This window comes from Pseudomonas sp. TH04, assembly GCF_016651355.1.
Classification (GTDB): domain Bacteria; phylum Pseudomonadota; class Gammaproteobacteria; order Pseudomonadales; family Pseudomonadaceae; genus Aquipseudomonas; species Aquipseudomonas fluorescens.
This window is the reverse complement of the sequence record NZ_JAEKEA010000001.1, coordinates 490,238-504,320: the sequence shown is the minus strand read 5'-3', so window position 1 is coordinate 504,320 and position 14,083 is coordinate 490,238. Positions and strand designations below refer to the sequence as shown.

General features: G+C 58.5%; 8 protein-coding genes. 5 read left to right on the top strand and 3 right to left on the bottom strand.

Features of this window, described 5'->3' with window-relative positions; genetic code table 11:
• Positions 1-51: 51 nt before the first annotated feature.
• Positions 52-3,960: a hypothetical protein gene (locus JFT85_RS02150; protein WP_201229060.1), complete on the bottom strand. Its 3,909-nt coding sequence runs from the start codon at positions 3,958-3,960 to the stop codon at positions 52-54.
• A 277-nt stretch (positions 3,961-4,237) separates the two neighbouring features.
• Between JFT85_RS02150 and JFT85_RS02145 the strand changes: the two genes are divergently transcribed.
• The 5 genes from JFT85_RS02145 (at position 4,238) to JFT85_RS02125 (ending at position 10,805) form a co-directional block, all read left to right on the top strand.
• Positions 4,238-7,735, top strand: coding sequence for a response regulator (locus tag JFT85_RS02145; RefSeq protein WP_069551861.1), 3,498 nt, complete (start codon positions 4,238-4,240; stop codon positions 7,733-7,735).
• Positions 7,736-8,566 carry a CheR family methyltransferase gene (locus JFT85_RS02140; RefSeq protein ID WP_169875446.1) on the top strand — a complete coding sequence of 277 codons (831 nt, stop codon included), beginning with the start codon at positions 7,736-7,738 and terminating at the stop codon, positions 8,564-8,566.
• Complete coding sequence (locus JFT85_RS02135; protein WP_053255988.1) at positions 8,563-9,162, top strand: chemotaxis protein CheB; 600 nt, start codon at positions 8,563-8,565, stop codon at positions 9,160-9,162. Before JFT85_RS02140 ends, JFT85_RS02135 begins: the two co-directional genes overlap by 4 nt.
• Entirely contained in the window at positions 9,156-10,349 is a 1,194-nt protein-coding gene (locus JFT85_RS02130) for a hybrid sensor histidine kinase/response regulator (RefSeq protein WP_069551860.1), read from the top strand. Before JFT85_RS02135 ends, JFT85_RS02130 begins: the two co-directional genes overlap by 7 nt.
• Positions 10,350-10,427: 78 nt before the next feature.
• Positions 10,428-10,805 carry a response regulator gene (locus JFT85_RS02125; RefSeq protein ID WP_201229057.1) on the top strand — a complete coding sequence of 126 codons (378 nt, stop codon included), beginning with the start codon at positions 10,428-10,430 and terminating at the stop codon, positions 10,803-10,805.
• Positions 10,806-10,830: 25 nt separating this feature from the next.
• Here JFT85_RS02125 and JFT85_RS02120 read toward each other — a convergent pair whose 3' ends face one another.
• Together JFT85_RS02120 and JFT85_RS02115 are read right to left on the bottom strand one after the other, a co-directional pair.
• Entirely contained in the window at positions 10,831-12,501 is a 1,671-nt protein-coding gene (locus JFT85_RS02120; RefSeq protein ID WP_053255990.1) for an ATP-binding protein, read from the bottom strand.
• The gene (locus JFT85_RS02115; protein ID WP_053256507.1) at positions 12,498-14,000 is read right to left on the bottom strand and encodes an ATPase domain-containing protein; all 1,503 of its coding nucleotides are present in this window, start codon (positions 13,998-14,000) and stop codon (positions 12,498-12,500) included. The genes JFT85_RS02120 and JFT85_RS02115 overlap by 4 nt, the downstream gene beginning before the upstream one ends.
• Positions 14,001-14,083 lie beyond the last annotated feature (83 nt).

Genomic DNA, 14,083 nt, shown 5'->3' with positions numbered 1-14,083 from the left:
CCGTCAGAAAAAACCACCGCCACAGCGGCAGCGCTGGGTCTTCAGTCAGGGTTACAGGGTGGTTTTAAATAAATTCTCTTGGTAGAGGAATGACACGTCGACGCCTGAACCACTGAGCGTAGCGTTCAGGTTCGCTTCGTCGAATACCGAAATCTTATACTGGGGGGTGTCGCGAGTGGTGCCTGGAAAGTGCGGCATTAATTGTGAACTAAGACCACGATTCAAGGTGCTTTCCAGCCCAGCACTCATCGCCGCTTCGCTGGTGAATGTGGCTTTCCCGAAGTTAGGGTCGAAATAAAACCATTCGCGCTTTTTGGCGTTGTAACCGGCCGTAATGCCGTGCCCTGGGCCATTGATCAATAGCGTTTTTGACGTCGAGGCCTTACCCGCTTTGGCGAGTTCCGCAATGATTTCAGTGTGGGGGACTTGTCTAGCCTGCATTCCGTGATGAAAACGGGTGCCCATCACCTCTTGCATTTGGTTCAACTGCACGCGGAACTTGCTGACGTCTGCTGCCCGACGCTGTTCGATGGTGGCTTTGTTCGGGTCAATTTTTCTCAATTCAGCGATGTCGCCGGGGCTCAGCGCAGGCACCATCGCGGCATACATGTTTTTCATAAAGACGTCTTGTTTGCCGGGGCTCAGGTGCGCAGCGGCGGATGCCATCACGTTAGAGATCGCTGCGCACTCGCCGTCCGACAGCAGGGAGACCTGGCTGAGGTAAAAGCCTTGCGGAACGGGAACTGCTTTGCCACCCGCAGCGGTTATCTCCGCGTTGAATACCCTGAAATTCTCCAGGCCGACGGCAATTCTTCGGTTTTCCATATATTTGACCAAGCGGCCGAGCTCTTCGGGGGTACGGCCGCGCACGATAGCCAGTTCTGCGCACTGGTTCAGGGTCAACGTGCCTGCGAACCCACTGATACCTTCTGGGCTACCGGCCTCATACCCTCTCTTATAGGCATCAGCGTCAACGAGTTGCGCCGTTTCACGGGCCGTTTTGAATCGGTCGGGCAGCGCTTGCAGTTCATCTATGCGCTTGACCAGGCTGCCGAGCTCCGTCGGCGTACGCCGTTCAGCGACTGCAAGACGCTTCAAATCATCAATTTTCAGCGCTGGGGAGTAGCCAAAGATCGCGTCTGGTTTCCCCGTGTTCTGACCCCTTATATACGCGGCATTGTCCTCTGCTTTGGCTCTGGATAACGCGGACACAAAGTCTTTAAGGAAATTTGCATTGACCGCAGGAGGGGCGACTACGGCGCCGATCATTTTCCCCAGCCAGCTATCGGTGAACGCTCGGACTTCCCCGTCATGGGCGGCGACTTTGGGTATGAAGTCCTTGAGCGCAGGACCGTATTGGCGGTCGCTGATCGGGTCATAGGCATACCATTTGCCCTCATGAAATACCGCACCGCCTTCGATGGTCTGCCCCGCAACCTTATAGGAACCTGTCGCGGCGACGCCGTGGGTTTTGCTGGCCGCTTTCAGTCCATCGAATGTACCTGTGAGGCCTTTGAGCTTGATGATGACATCGCGTCCTTTGGCCGATAGATAATTGACGCTGTTGCCCAGTAGCTTACCGCCGCCAACCGCCAAGTCGCCCAGACCACTGAGCGGATTGAGCGCCTCAAGGGTGGCCGTGCCAATGAACTTGACCGTTTTCACGACCTTGCTGGTTGCGTTCAGGCCTGTACCCAGCGCTTTTGCGGCGTGTGCGGCTTTACCTGAGCCCAGTGTGACCAGCCCAATCACATCGAAGAACAGATCAAATAACCCGTCGGAAATCTTGTTGTTTTTGAAGTTGACGATGGCAGACCGAAGCGGAATCAGGTTGAGAAAAAACTCACCAATCGCCGCGTTGAACAACCGGTCTGCGTCGAACGACGACACGCCCCTGGCGTGGTTCAGTAGATCGTCGTTATCCAGAGCGAGAGCCTTGAGGAAAGCATCGGCAATAAAAGCGGTGCGTTCGGAGCCATAGCTGTTGGGGATCGCAGGAGGTTGGGGGTTTTCGTCGGCGTGGTTGCCAGGGTACGGGGGGGCCAGAAGTGTCGTTCGGGATACTGTGTTTGCATGTCGTCTATCGAGTTTTTCACCGCTGTAAGGCTCGGTGAATGTACGGGTCAGGTGGTTGTCTTTTTCGATAGTTCCCTTGCTGGTGTCAATCCGGTAAATATTGACTTCACCGGCGAGCGTGGTTTTTACATGCAGTGTATTCCCACGTTTTGACAAGGCGAGCGGCGACGTGAAATCCATCGCTATCTTGTAGTCATTGGTGTGGAAGAACTCGAGTTTGCCGGATTCAAGGTTCCTGCGGTCCGCCAGTGGCAATTTGGAAATCAGGTATTTGACCATCCCGCGGTGCCCATCGGCTTGGGCACTTTTCGTCTCTGCGTACGCTGTGTCGAACAGGTCGGCAACGCTCGCTTTATCGGACCGGACTAAGTTGTTGAAGTCGTTGATCGGCACACCGATGTTACTGGTGATGATCCAGCGATAATTTTTCTTCAGCTTTACGCCCTCCATCACGATATCGAGCATGGAGCGCAACTCTGGATAAACCCCGGGAGCGCGGCCGCCACCTTCGTAGAATCTTTTTAAAACCCTGGCTTTAAAAACGTGTGGATCAACCCCCGGAAACGCAGCTTCAAGTAGGCTGAGCGCCATCTTCTCGCGACTGGGCCAAGCGGTCTGCATCGACGAAGAAATGTTCGGCAGCGCCGTCAACTGATCGTTATAGGCGAGCCTGACCCTTTCGATGTCGGCCTCCGAAGGTTCGCTGTCAGGCGCCGTCAGCACGCCCTGGCTGCCGCCCCAATCTCGCAGGGCTTCGCGCTGGGCAAACTGAACCGCGTGGTTGTTCGCCGGCATGGACTCCGCTGCGACCAATACCTCGGCGTAGGTCATGGTTTGCACCCGGCCAGGTGTTTGCGCTTCGATCTTGGCGGCTGCAAGGCTCAGTTGCGTCCAGACGGTGCTGCCGTAGGTCACACTGGCAGGGATATCTTTGATGAGAAAGTGTGGGTACCGGCTGGCCAGCAGCAGGTGGCTCGCAAGTTTAGCCGTTGCCTGTGTGGCTTTGCCGTCTGAGACAAGCTTCTGGCTCAGACTTTCAACAATCGAGGACGGCAACCGTCCAATATTGTCAGGGTGCGCCAGGTCATAATCAGCCACATTGTTACGATCCCGCGAGATCGTTGCGGATTTCGGGTCAAGGCCAACGTTAATCGCGGTTAATAGATAGTCGTAAATACTGGTGTCCGAAGACACCCCTCCCAAGTGCGCCTGTATCGCGTGCCCGAGCGCCTGAGCGCTGGGCGTGTCGAGCAATGTTTGTAACGCCTTGACCGGATCCTGCAGATCGCTTGGCGTCAACGCGCTGGCGCTCAACAGGTAACCCAGAGTCGCCTTGCCATCGCGCGGCAACGGCAGGCCTGGCACTCCGGTATTGTCGGAAGAGAGGAAGCGGTCGAGCTTGAGTTCGTCTGCTCTCGATAGGGGGACTGGCCAGGACAGCGCGCCACCTAAATCTCCCAACGGATGCAATAAGGCTTTTTGCTCGATTTTTTGCGCCAACGCAGTGAACTCATCCGCAGTGCGCGGCAGGTCATAACCGAGCTCAGTAATGAGGCTCGTGAAGGTTGGCGGCGTTGTATGCGCTAAGGCCTGGGATGAGTTCGGATTCAGCGGGAGGGTGTTTTTGTTCAACCAGGCAGCCGTTGAGAAGCCGTCGTTAACCCAGGGAAGAATACCCCGGAGTCTGAGGGCGAGGCTCCTCAGGTTTTCCTGGTCAGCCAGCAGGCGCTGCAAGGAACTCGTGGTGGGCGCCTGAGCGATGCTGTTATCCGAACGTGTCGCTGTTGACGTGCCTGAGGCGTCTTGCGGGGTGATGTCAGGCTCAGTGACAGTTTGGCGGTGGGCGGTAATGTCAGGTTGGGGTGCTAGGTGGGTGATGTTCATTTGAATTACCTTGGCGGGCCATGAAAAGACGCCTTCCAAAAGATCTTCCGTGTTCCTGAGGCGCAGTCCTGAGTGCGAGAACCATGAACGTGCGTTCCTCCTTTGTTGTAGGAACATGTTTTGAGGTGTGTTAATCAGTTGAATCAACCGCACCAAATCACCTTGAAATTCACCTGCTATGAGTAGGCTTTTGCTTCAAATCAGCGCACAAACGTAGCCCTGGGCGATGGTATTCGGGCAAACTCCCCCTTTTTCCGCACTTGGCCAAGGCATGCCCATGACTCCCGCTCCGTCTGTCGATGAAAAGAGCTTCCGTAAACTCCTGAGCCGAAACGTGGCCTTGCCCCTGGGCGTGGGCGTGCTCAGCGCGGCTTTTTTTGTCGTCTTGATTACCTATCTGTTGTCGGTGATCCAGTGGGTTGAGCACACCGATCGGGTCATTAACAACCTTAATGAGTCGTCCAAGCTGACGGTTGACCTGGAAACCGGCTTGCGTGGCTTCCTGATTACCGGTGACGAGCATTTCCTCGACCCGTATGAAGTGGCAAAGCCGCGCATCATTGGCGACTTACGTAACCTGCAGGAACTGGTGGCAGACAATCCGCAACAAGTGGATCGCCTCAAACGCCTGGAGTCGATGCAGGTCGAATGGAACAAGTACGCTCAATCAATGGTTGACCTGCAGCGCCAGAGCGGGGATTACCGCGGCGCAGTCAAGTCTGGCCGAGGCAAGAGCCTGACCGACGCCATTCGCCAGGAATATGCAAACGCGGTGGACATGGAGCAGCAGTTCCGTGTCGCCCGCAACGCAGACGTCACCCGCACGACGGTCGTCAGTGTCACCCTGTATTTGATCTTCGTGCTCGGCTTGAGTGGTTTCCTGGCGTACAGCGGAAGAAAGAATTTAGTATCTCTATCAGATAGTTACAGCGCAAACCTCGCGTCACAACAGAAGATTGCCCGACGCCTGGAACAGCAGGCCTGGCTACGCAACGGTCAAACCGAACTGGCCGAACAGGTGCTGGGGCAACTCAGCCTCAATGTGTTGGGGCGCAACATTCTGCATTTCTGTGCCCAATACATGGGCTCGGCGGTGGCTGCGCTGTATGTGCGTGAAGAACACGGCGGCCTCAAGCGTGTGGCCACGTATGGCTTCTCACGTGAACAGGAGCAGCGTGAACAGTCGATCTACAGCGATGAGGGCATTGTCGGGCAGGCCGCCCAGCTCAATCGCCTGATTCGCCTGGACGATGTGCCGGTGGACTACTTCAAGGTCAGTTCGGGCCTGGGCGAGGGGGCAACCCGCAGCGTGATGGTGATGCCGACCAGCGACGATGACCGTGTCAACGGGGTCATTGAACTGGGCTTCCTGCGCCCGCTGCAAGAGCGTGATGTCGAGTTGCTGGAGCTGATTGCCGGCAATATTGGCACGTCCATTGAAGCTGCGCGTTATCGCCAGCGCCTGCAGGAAGTGCTGGCCGAAACCCAGCAACTCAACGAAGAGCTGCAAGTCCAGCAGGAAGAGCTCAAGACCGCCAACGAGGAGCTGGAAGAGCAGTCGCGCATCCTCAAGGAGTCCCAGGCTCACCTGGAAACCCAGCAGGCCGAGCTTGAGCAGACCAACGAGCAGTTGGCCGCGCAGACGCAAACCCTCGCCGAGCAGCGCGATGCCATGGACCGCAAAAACGTCGAGCTGAACCGCGCCCAGATCGAACTGGAAGACCGCGCCGACGAATTGCAGCGCTCCAGCAAGTACAAATCCGAGTTCCTCGCCAACATGTCCCATGAGTTGCGCACACCGCTGAACAGCTCGCTGATCCTGGCCAAGCTGCTGGCGGAAAACCCTCAGGAAAACCTCAGCGCCGAACAGGTCAAGTTCGCCGAATCAATCTATTCGGCCGGTAATGACCTGCTCAACCTGATCAACGACATCCTCGATATCTCCAAGGTGGAAGCCGGCAAGCTTGAGGTGCGCCCGGAAAACTCCAGCGTCGCGCGCCTGGTGGATGGTTTGCGTGTGATGTTCGAGCCGCTGACCGCCGACCGCAAGTTGGGCTTCCAGGTTGAAGTGCAGGCAGATTCACCGACCATGCTGTTTACCGACCGCCAGCGTCTGGAACAGATCCTGAAGAACCTGCTGTCGAATGCGGTCAAGTTCACTGAGCAAGGTGCGGTCAGCCTCTCGGTGTCCCGTGCCGCAGAGGGGGGCATTGCCTTTACCGTGCGCGACTCAGGGATCGGCATTGCGCCCGACCAGCAGGAAAGCATCTTCGAAGCGTTCCGTCAGGCGGATGGCACGACCAACCGCCGCTACGGCGGGACCGGCCTCGGGCTGTCGATCTCCCGCGACCTGGCGACGTTGCTCGGCGGCTACATCAGCGTCACCAGCGAGCCGGGCAAGGGCAGCGTGTTTACCCTGGTGTTGCCGGAGCACTATGTGGAGCGCACGGAGCACGACGCGCCGATTGAACAGCCACGCCAAGTCGTCGCAGCGCCTGCTCCGAAGCCGATTGTGGTGTCTGCGCTGCCGATTGCCGACGCACAACAGATCCCGCGTTTTGCCGATGATCGCGACAAGGCACCGTTTACCACCCGTTGTATTCTGGTGGTGGAAGACGAGCCCAATTTTGCGCGCATCCTGTTCGACCTCGCGCATGAGCTGGGCTACAACTGCCTGGTCGCCCATGGCGCGGACGAAGGCTACAGCCTGGCCGAGGAGTTCATTCCCGACGCCATCCTGTTGGACATGCGCCTGCCCGACCATTCCGGGTTGACCGTGCTGCAACGCCTCAAGGAACACGCCAATACCCGCCACATTCCGGTGCATGTGATCTCCGTGGAAGATCGCGTCGAGGCTGCGATGCACATGGGCGCCATCGGGTATGCGGTCAAGCCGACCACCCGCGAAGAGCTCAAGGACGTGTTTGCGCGTCTGGAAGCCAAATTGACCCAAAAGGTCAAACGCGTCCTGCTGGTGGAAGACGATGACCTGCAACGCGACAGCATTGCCCGCTTGATCGGCGACGATGACATTGAAATCACCGACGTAGGCTTCGCCCAGGCCGCCCTGGATCTGCTGCGCACCAACATCTATGACTGCATGATCATCGACCTCAAACTGCCGGACATGCTGGGTAATGAGCTGCTCAAGCGCATGGCGACCGAGGACATCTGTTCGTTCCCGCCGGTGATCGTCTACACCGGGCGTAACCTGACCCGTGACGAAGAGGCTGAGCTGCGCAAGTACTCGCGCTCGATCATCATCAAAGGCGCGCGCTCACCTGAACGCTTGCTGGACGAGGTGACACTCTTTCTGCACAAAGTCGAATCCCAGCTGTCCCATGACCGCCAGAAGATGCTCAAGACCGCGCGCAGCCGCGACAAGGTCTTCGAAGGCCGCAAGATCCTGCTGGTGGACGACGATGTGCGCAACATCTTCGCCCTGACCAGTGCCCTGGAGCACAAGGGCGCCGTGGTGGTGATCGGGCGTAACGGCCGTGAGGCGATCGACAGGCTCAATGAAGTTGACGATGTGGACCTGGTGTTGATGGACGTGATGATGCCGGAAATGGATGGTTACGAGGCGACCGCCTTGATCCGCCAGGACCCGCGCTGGAAGAAGCTGCCGATCATTGCGGTGACGGCCAAGGCCATGAAAGACGACCAGGAACGCTGCCTCGCGGCGGGCTCGAACGACTACCTGGCCAAGCCGATTGACCTCGACCGTCTGTTCTCGCTGATACGTGTATGGCTACCGAAGATGGAACGCATTTAAGTGGAGCGAAGTTTTTTGGACAAAAGCAGCGATATTGAGCTGCGCCTGCTGATCGAGGCGATTTACCTCAAGTACAGCTATGACTTTCGCGACTATTCGGGTGCGTCCGTCAAGCGCCGCGTGGCCCATGCCTTGCGCCAGTTTGACTGCGCGACCATTTCCGCGTTGCAGGAGCGTGTGCTGCACGATCCCGCCGCGTTCATGCAGTTGCTGCAATTTCTCACTATCCCGGTGAGCGAGATGTTTCGCGACCCGTCGCACTTCCTGGCGATCCGCCAGGAAGTCGTGCCATTGCTCAAGACCTACCCGTCGATCAAGATCTGGATCGCCGGTTGCAGCACGGGGGAGGAGGTGTACTCCATGGCCATCCTGCTGCGCGAAGAAGGCTTGCTGGAACGCACGATCATCTATGCCACGGATATCAACCCGGCCTCGCTGGAAAAAGCCAAGCAAGGCATTTTCTCCCTGGAGAATGTGCGGGCCTACACCGCTAACTATCAGCAGGCTGGCGGGCAGCGTTCATTTGCCGATTACTATACGGCGGCCTACGATTACGCGATCTTCGACAAATCACTGCGCGAGAACGTCACCTTTGCCGATCACAGCCTGGCAACCGACAGTGTGTTCTCAGAAACTCAGTTAATTTCATGTCGTAACGTACTGATTTATTTCAATAAAAAATTACAGGATCGGGCGTTCGGGTTGTTTCATGAGTCGCTCTGCCACCGCGGTTTTCTGGTGCTGGGCAGTAAAGAAACCCTGGATTTTTCCGCTTACAGCAAGCAGTTCGAACCCTTGGTCAAGCAGGAACGGATCTACCGAAAATCATGAGCGACGCCGCAACCCACCCAATCAGCGGGATTGAAGCCATCGTCGTCGGCGCGTCCGCCGGCGGCGTCGAGGCGTTGCTGAATATTTTTGGCGCGTTGCCGGGTAGCTTCAGCGTGCCAATCATTGCCGTATTGCACCTGCCGGATGAGCGCCGTAGTCAGTTGGCCGAAGTCTTTGCGCGGCGCCTGCGCATCCCAGTGCAAGAGGCACGCGATAAGGAAGTGATAGCGGCGGGTACCTTGTATTTCGCCGGGCCCGGTTATCACCTGTCGGTGGAAAACGACCGCAGCCTGTCCCTGAGCCAGGAAGACCGCGTGCACCATTCCCGACCTGCCATCGATTACTTGTTTGCGTCCGCTGCCGATGCCTATGGCAGCGGTTTGCTGGCGGTTCTGTTGACGGGCGCCAATCACGACGGCGCGCGAGGCCTTGCCCACGTCAAACAATCGGGTGGCACCACCGTTGTACAAGAACCCACCGAAGCACGCATCGCCGTGATGCCCCTGGCGGCCCTGGCCTTGCATACACCTGATCATATTCTCACGTTGAGCCAGATTGGCTCATTGCTGGCTTCCCTGGAACCTTCCCCATGTTAAGTACTGTCCAGGCCAAACTGCTGATCGTCGACGATCTGCCGGAAAACCTGCTCGCCCTCGAAGCGCTGATCAAGCGCGAGGATCGCCAGGTCTTCAAGGCATTGAGCGCCGACGAGGCCTTGTCACTGTTGCTGGAGCACGAGTTCGCCATGGCGATTCTCGATGTGCAGATGCCCGGCATGAACGGTTTCGAGCTGGCCGAACTGATGCGCGGCACTGAAAAAACCAAAAATATCCCGATTGTGTTCGTCAGCGCCGCCGGCCGTGAACTCAACTATGCCTTCAAAGGCTATGAAAGCGGCGCCGTCGATTTCTTGCACAAACCGCTGGATATCCACGCGGTCAAGAGCAAGGTCAACGTGTTTGTGGACCTGTATCGCCAAAGCAAGGCGATGAAACTGCAGGTCGAAGCCCTGGAGCGCAGCCGTCGTGAGCAGGAGCTGTTGCTGACGCGCCTGCAGGCCACCCAGGCCGAGCTGGAACAGGCGGTGCGCATGCGTGACGACTTCATGTCGATCGTCGCCCACGAAGTGCGTACGCCGCTTAATGGGCTGATCCTGGAAACCCAGCTGCGCAAGATGCACCTGGCCCGCGACAACGCCGCCGCGTTTACGCTGGACAAGATGCACGCGATGGTCGACCGCGATGAGCGCCAGATTCAGAGCCTGATTCGCCTGATCGAAGACATGCTCGATGTGTCGCGCATCCGCACCGGCAAGCTGTCGATTCGCCCCGCGCGCGTCGACCTGACCCACCTGGTGCGTAACCTGGTGCAAAACTTCGCACCGCAGGTGGCTGCTGCGGACTCTTCCATGCACCTGGAGGCCGAAGAGGGCGTCGTGGGTCATTGGGATGAGTTTCGTATCGAGCAGGTGGTGACCAACCTGCTCACCAATGCGTTGCGCTACGGGGCCAAGAGCCCTGTGGATGTGCGGGTGTATACCGAACATGGAGAGGCGCGCGTCGAAGTGCGTGACCGTGGCATCGGTATCAGCGAAGACAACCAGAAGCGTATTTTTCAGCAGTTCGAGCGTGTTTCGGCCAGCCATGTAGCGGCAGGCCTGGGCTTGGGCTTGTTTATTTCCGAGCAGATCGTAACCGCCCATGGCGGGGCCATCGAGGTCGAAAGCCGTATAGGCGAGGGCGCCCTGTTTCGGGTGTGCCTGCCGCTTGAGGCGCCGGTATGAAATCAATCGTCACCTCGACGCAACCTCTGCGTGACCCCATGGTCGTACTTGCAGCAACTGACCGGACAAAGGCTTCCCATGAGTGAAGATGCACAAGATGTCGTACTGATCGTCGAAGACGACGAATCCATTATGTTCGTGCTGGGTGAGTACCTGGCCGGCCTGGGCTACCGGGTATTGAAGGCGATCGATGGGGAGCAGGCCTTTGAAATCCTTGCGACCAAGCCGCACCTGGACCTGATGGTGACGGACTACCGTTTGCCCGGTGGCATTTCCGGTGTGCAGATCGCCGAGCCGGCAATCATGCTGCGCCCGGAGCTGAAAGTTATTTTTATCAGCGGCTACCCGCAGGAAATTCTCGACTGCAACAGCCCGATCACGCTCAATGCGCCGATCCTGGCCAAGCCCTTTGACCTGGATACGCTGCAAGAGCATATCCAGCGTTTGCTGGCCTGAAACGCACCAGGGCTGCCCTGCAGCCCTATTGCTTGATCATCTCGCGCACTTTGGCCGTCAATAGGTCAAAGGTGAAGGGTTTGGTGATCAGTTGCATTCCCGGGTCGAGGAAGCCACCTCGCACGGCTGCATGCTCGGCATAGCCGGTGATAAACAGCACTTTCAACTCCGGGCGCAGTTGCCGCCCGATTTCCGCCAGTTGCCGCCCATTCATGCCGGGCAGGCCGACATCACTGATCAACAGGTCAATGCGCTGGTCAGACTCAATGATCGGTACCGCCGCGCTGGCATCGCCCGCTTCCACAAAACCGTACCCCAACTCTTTGAGAACCGCGCTGACCAGCACGCGCACAGCCGGGTCGTCTTCGACGATCAGCACCGTCTCGCCTGGATTGGCAAATGGCAACAGCGCCGGGTTAACTGCGGCGGCCGCCACGGTTTCACCGATAAAGCGCGGAAGAAACAGGCTGACGGTCGTGCCCTTGTTGACTTCGCTGTGGATGATCACATGGCCATGGGATTGTCGGGCAAAGCCATAGATCATTGACAGGCCCAGGCCCGTTCCCTGGCCAATTGGCTTGGTGGTAAAGAAGGGGTCGAAGACGCGACCAATCACGCTTTCAGGGATGCCGCAACCGTTGTCACTCACGCTCAGCTCCACATAATCGCCCGGCAGCAACGTGCCGTAGGCGGCGGTGAACACACTGTCGAGGTGGCGGTTAGTAGTCTCCACGGTCAGCCGACCGCCATTGGGCATGGCATCGCGCGCGTTGATGACCAGGTTGAGCAGGGCACTTTCCAGCTGATTAGGGTCGGCCTCCGCAGTCCAGAGCGTGTCGGCCAAGCGCATGTCGAGGCTAATGCTTTCGTCGATGCTGCGTTGCAGCAGTTCGCCCATGGAGGTGACCAACTGGTTGATCTCCACGGGCTTGGGGTCGAGGGATTGGCGACGGGAGAACGCCAGCAGCCGATGGGTCAGGCCGGCGGCGCGGTTGGCGGAGGTCACGCCGAGGTCGATCAGGCTGTCCAGATCATCCAGTTTCCCGCGCGAAACGCGCCTGCGCAGCAGCTCCAGGCTGCCGATAATCCCGGTGAGCATGTTGTTGAAGTCATGGGCGATGCCGCCGGTCAGTTGGCCTACGGCTTCCATTTTTTGCGACTGGCGCAGCGCTTCTTCATTGCTGCGCAACTGCGCCGTGCGTTCTTCAACCTGCTGCTCAAGGGTCTCCAGCGTGCGTTGCAGACGCAGTTCGCTCTCGCTCAAGTCGATCAGGCGGTCACGCGCGTCATATTGCCGGCGCCGACCGCGCAGGGCCGCGCTCACCAGGCTGATCAGGGTCACCGGGTGGAAGGGCCGCTCCAGAAAGGTCACATTGCCCAGCAGCCCGCTCAGATGGGATGAACCATTCTGTTCGCTGCCACCGTGGTGAGTCATCAGTACGATGGGCAGGTCTGACCAGGCCGGTTGTTCATGCAGGTATTCCAGCAGCGGTTGCAAATCCACGCCGCGCAAGGCTTCAGCGGCAATCAACAGCATGCCGGCGCCTTGCTCCAGGGCCTCGCACAGCGCCGTGAGGTTGCCGGCAATCACGCCGCTGTAGCCGGCTTCGTTGAGCATCGCCAGCGCCAGGGCGCTGTCACGGCCCAATGGCGCCAGGATGATTGCGCGTTCGGAGACGGGGGAAAGACCGGTCACACGCCGTCTTCCTTGAGCAGCGGGGAACCGGCGCCCATGTAGGTCGGGATGCCGCGCAGTACGCCTTGAAAGTTGTCGAGGGGCTCGCCGATCGTCAGGCCACGCCCGCTGATTCGATACTCGCGAATGGTCGACTCGTGGGCGCCGGTGCGCTTCTTGATAATCGAAATGGCCCGGCGAACCTTGCCGAGCGCCTCGAAGTAGCGCAGCAGAATCACGGTGTCGGCCAGATAGGTGATGTCCACGGGCGCCTGCATATCGCCGACCAGGCCGTGCTGGGCGACGGTCATAAAGGTCGCGGCGCCCCGGCGGTTGAGGTACAGCAGCAGTTCGTGCATATGCAGGATCAGTGAGTTTTCTTCCGGCATTGCAGCCTGGTAGCCGTTGATACTGTCGATCACCACGGTTTTGATCCCGCGTTCGTCGACGCAGCGCCGCACGCGGTGGGAAAACTCGCCAGGCGTAAGCTCGGCGGCGTCCACCTGTTCGATCAGCAGGTTGCCGGTGGCTTGCAGGGCCGCGAGGTCGATACCCATGTTGTTCATGCGTTCGAACAACAGGCCCAGTTCTTCGTCGAAAATAAACAGCGCGGCTTTCTCGCCACGGGCCACAGCGGCAGCGGCAAAGATCATCGATATCAAGGATTTGCCGGTACCGGCAGGGCCGAGGATCAGGGTGCTGGAGCCGGTCTCGACACCGCCGCCGATCAAGGCATCCATTTCGCGGATGCCACTGCTCAACGTCTGGCGTACGTAACCGCCCCGGTGCTCGGCCGCAACCAGGCGGGGGAATACGTGGATGCCGTCGCCCATGATGGTGAAGTCATGAAACCCGCCGCGGTATTTCTGGCCACGGTATTTCACAATCCGCACCCGACGCCGCTCGGCGCCGTAGGTGGGGGTCAATTCTTCCAGGCGAATCACGCCGTGGGCCACGCTGTGCACGGTTTTGTCGAGGGACTCGGTGGTCAGGTCGTCCAGCAGCAGCACGGTGGCGTTGTAGCGCACAAAATAGTGCTTGATTGCCAGGATTTGCCGGCGATAGCGCAGCGAGCTTTGTGCGAGCAAGCGGATTTCCGAGAGGCTGTCGATCACCACCCGGGTCGGCTTGACGCGTTCCACCTCTTCAAAAATCTGCCGAGTGGCTTCGCCCAGCTCCAGGTCGGAGGAATACAGCAGGCTTTGCTGATGCTGAGCATCGAGCAGGCTCTCCGGCGGGGTCAGTTCGAAGATGCAAATATTGTCATCCAGGTCCCACCCATGGGACTCGGCGCCTTGGCGCAACTCCCGCTCGGTTTCGGACAGGGTGATGTACAAGGAGCGTTCACCGTTTTTAGCGCCGGCCTGCAGAAAATGCAGCGCTACGGTGGTTTTACCTGTGCCAGGTTCGCCTTCCAGCAGGAACAGGTGGCTGCGCGATAGCCCGCCGGAAAGAATGTCATCAAGACCTTCGATGCCGGTGGCCGCCTTTTCACTGAACAGCGCTTTGGATGTAGACAAGAAGTGCCCTCGGGTCACGTACAACAAGTAGAGGAGCGCACCGCCTTGGGCGCGCCATATTCACTTGACCGTAGTGGCCCGTA

Coding starts and splice junctions, on each gene's coding strand:
- JFT85_RS02150 (WP_201229060.1), bottom strand. CDS start 3,960: ATGAACATCACCCACCTAGCACCCCAACCTGACATTACCGCCCACCGC.
- JFT85_RS02145 (WP_069551861.1), top strand. CDS start 4,238: ATGACTCCCGCTCCGTCTGTCGATGAAAAGAGCTTCCGTAAACTCCTG.
- JFT85_RS02135 (WP_053255988.1), top strand. CDS start 8,563: ATGAGCGACGCCGCAACCCACCCAATCAGCGGGATTGAAGCCATCGTC.
- JFT85_RS02130 (WP_069551860.1), top strand. CDS start 9,156: ATGTTAAGTACTGTCCAGGCCAAACTGCTGATCGTCGACGATCTGCCG.
- JFT85_RS02125 (WP_201229057.1), top strand. CDS start 10,428: ATGAGTGAAGATGCACAAGATGTCGTACTGATCGTCGAAGACGACGAA.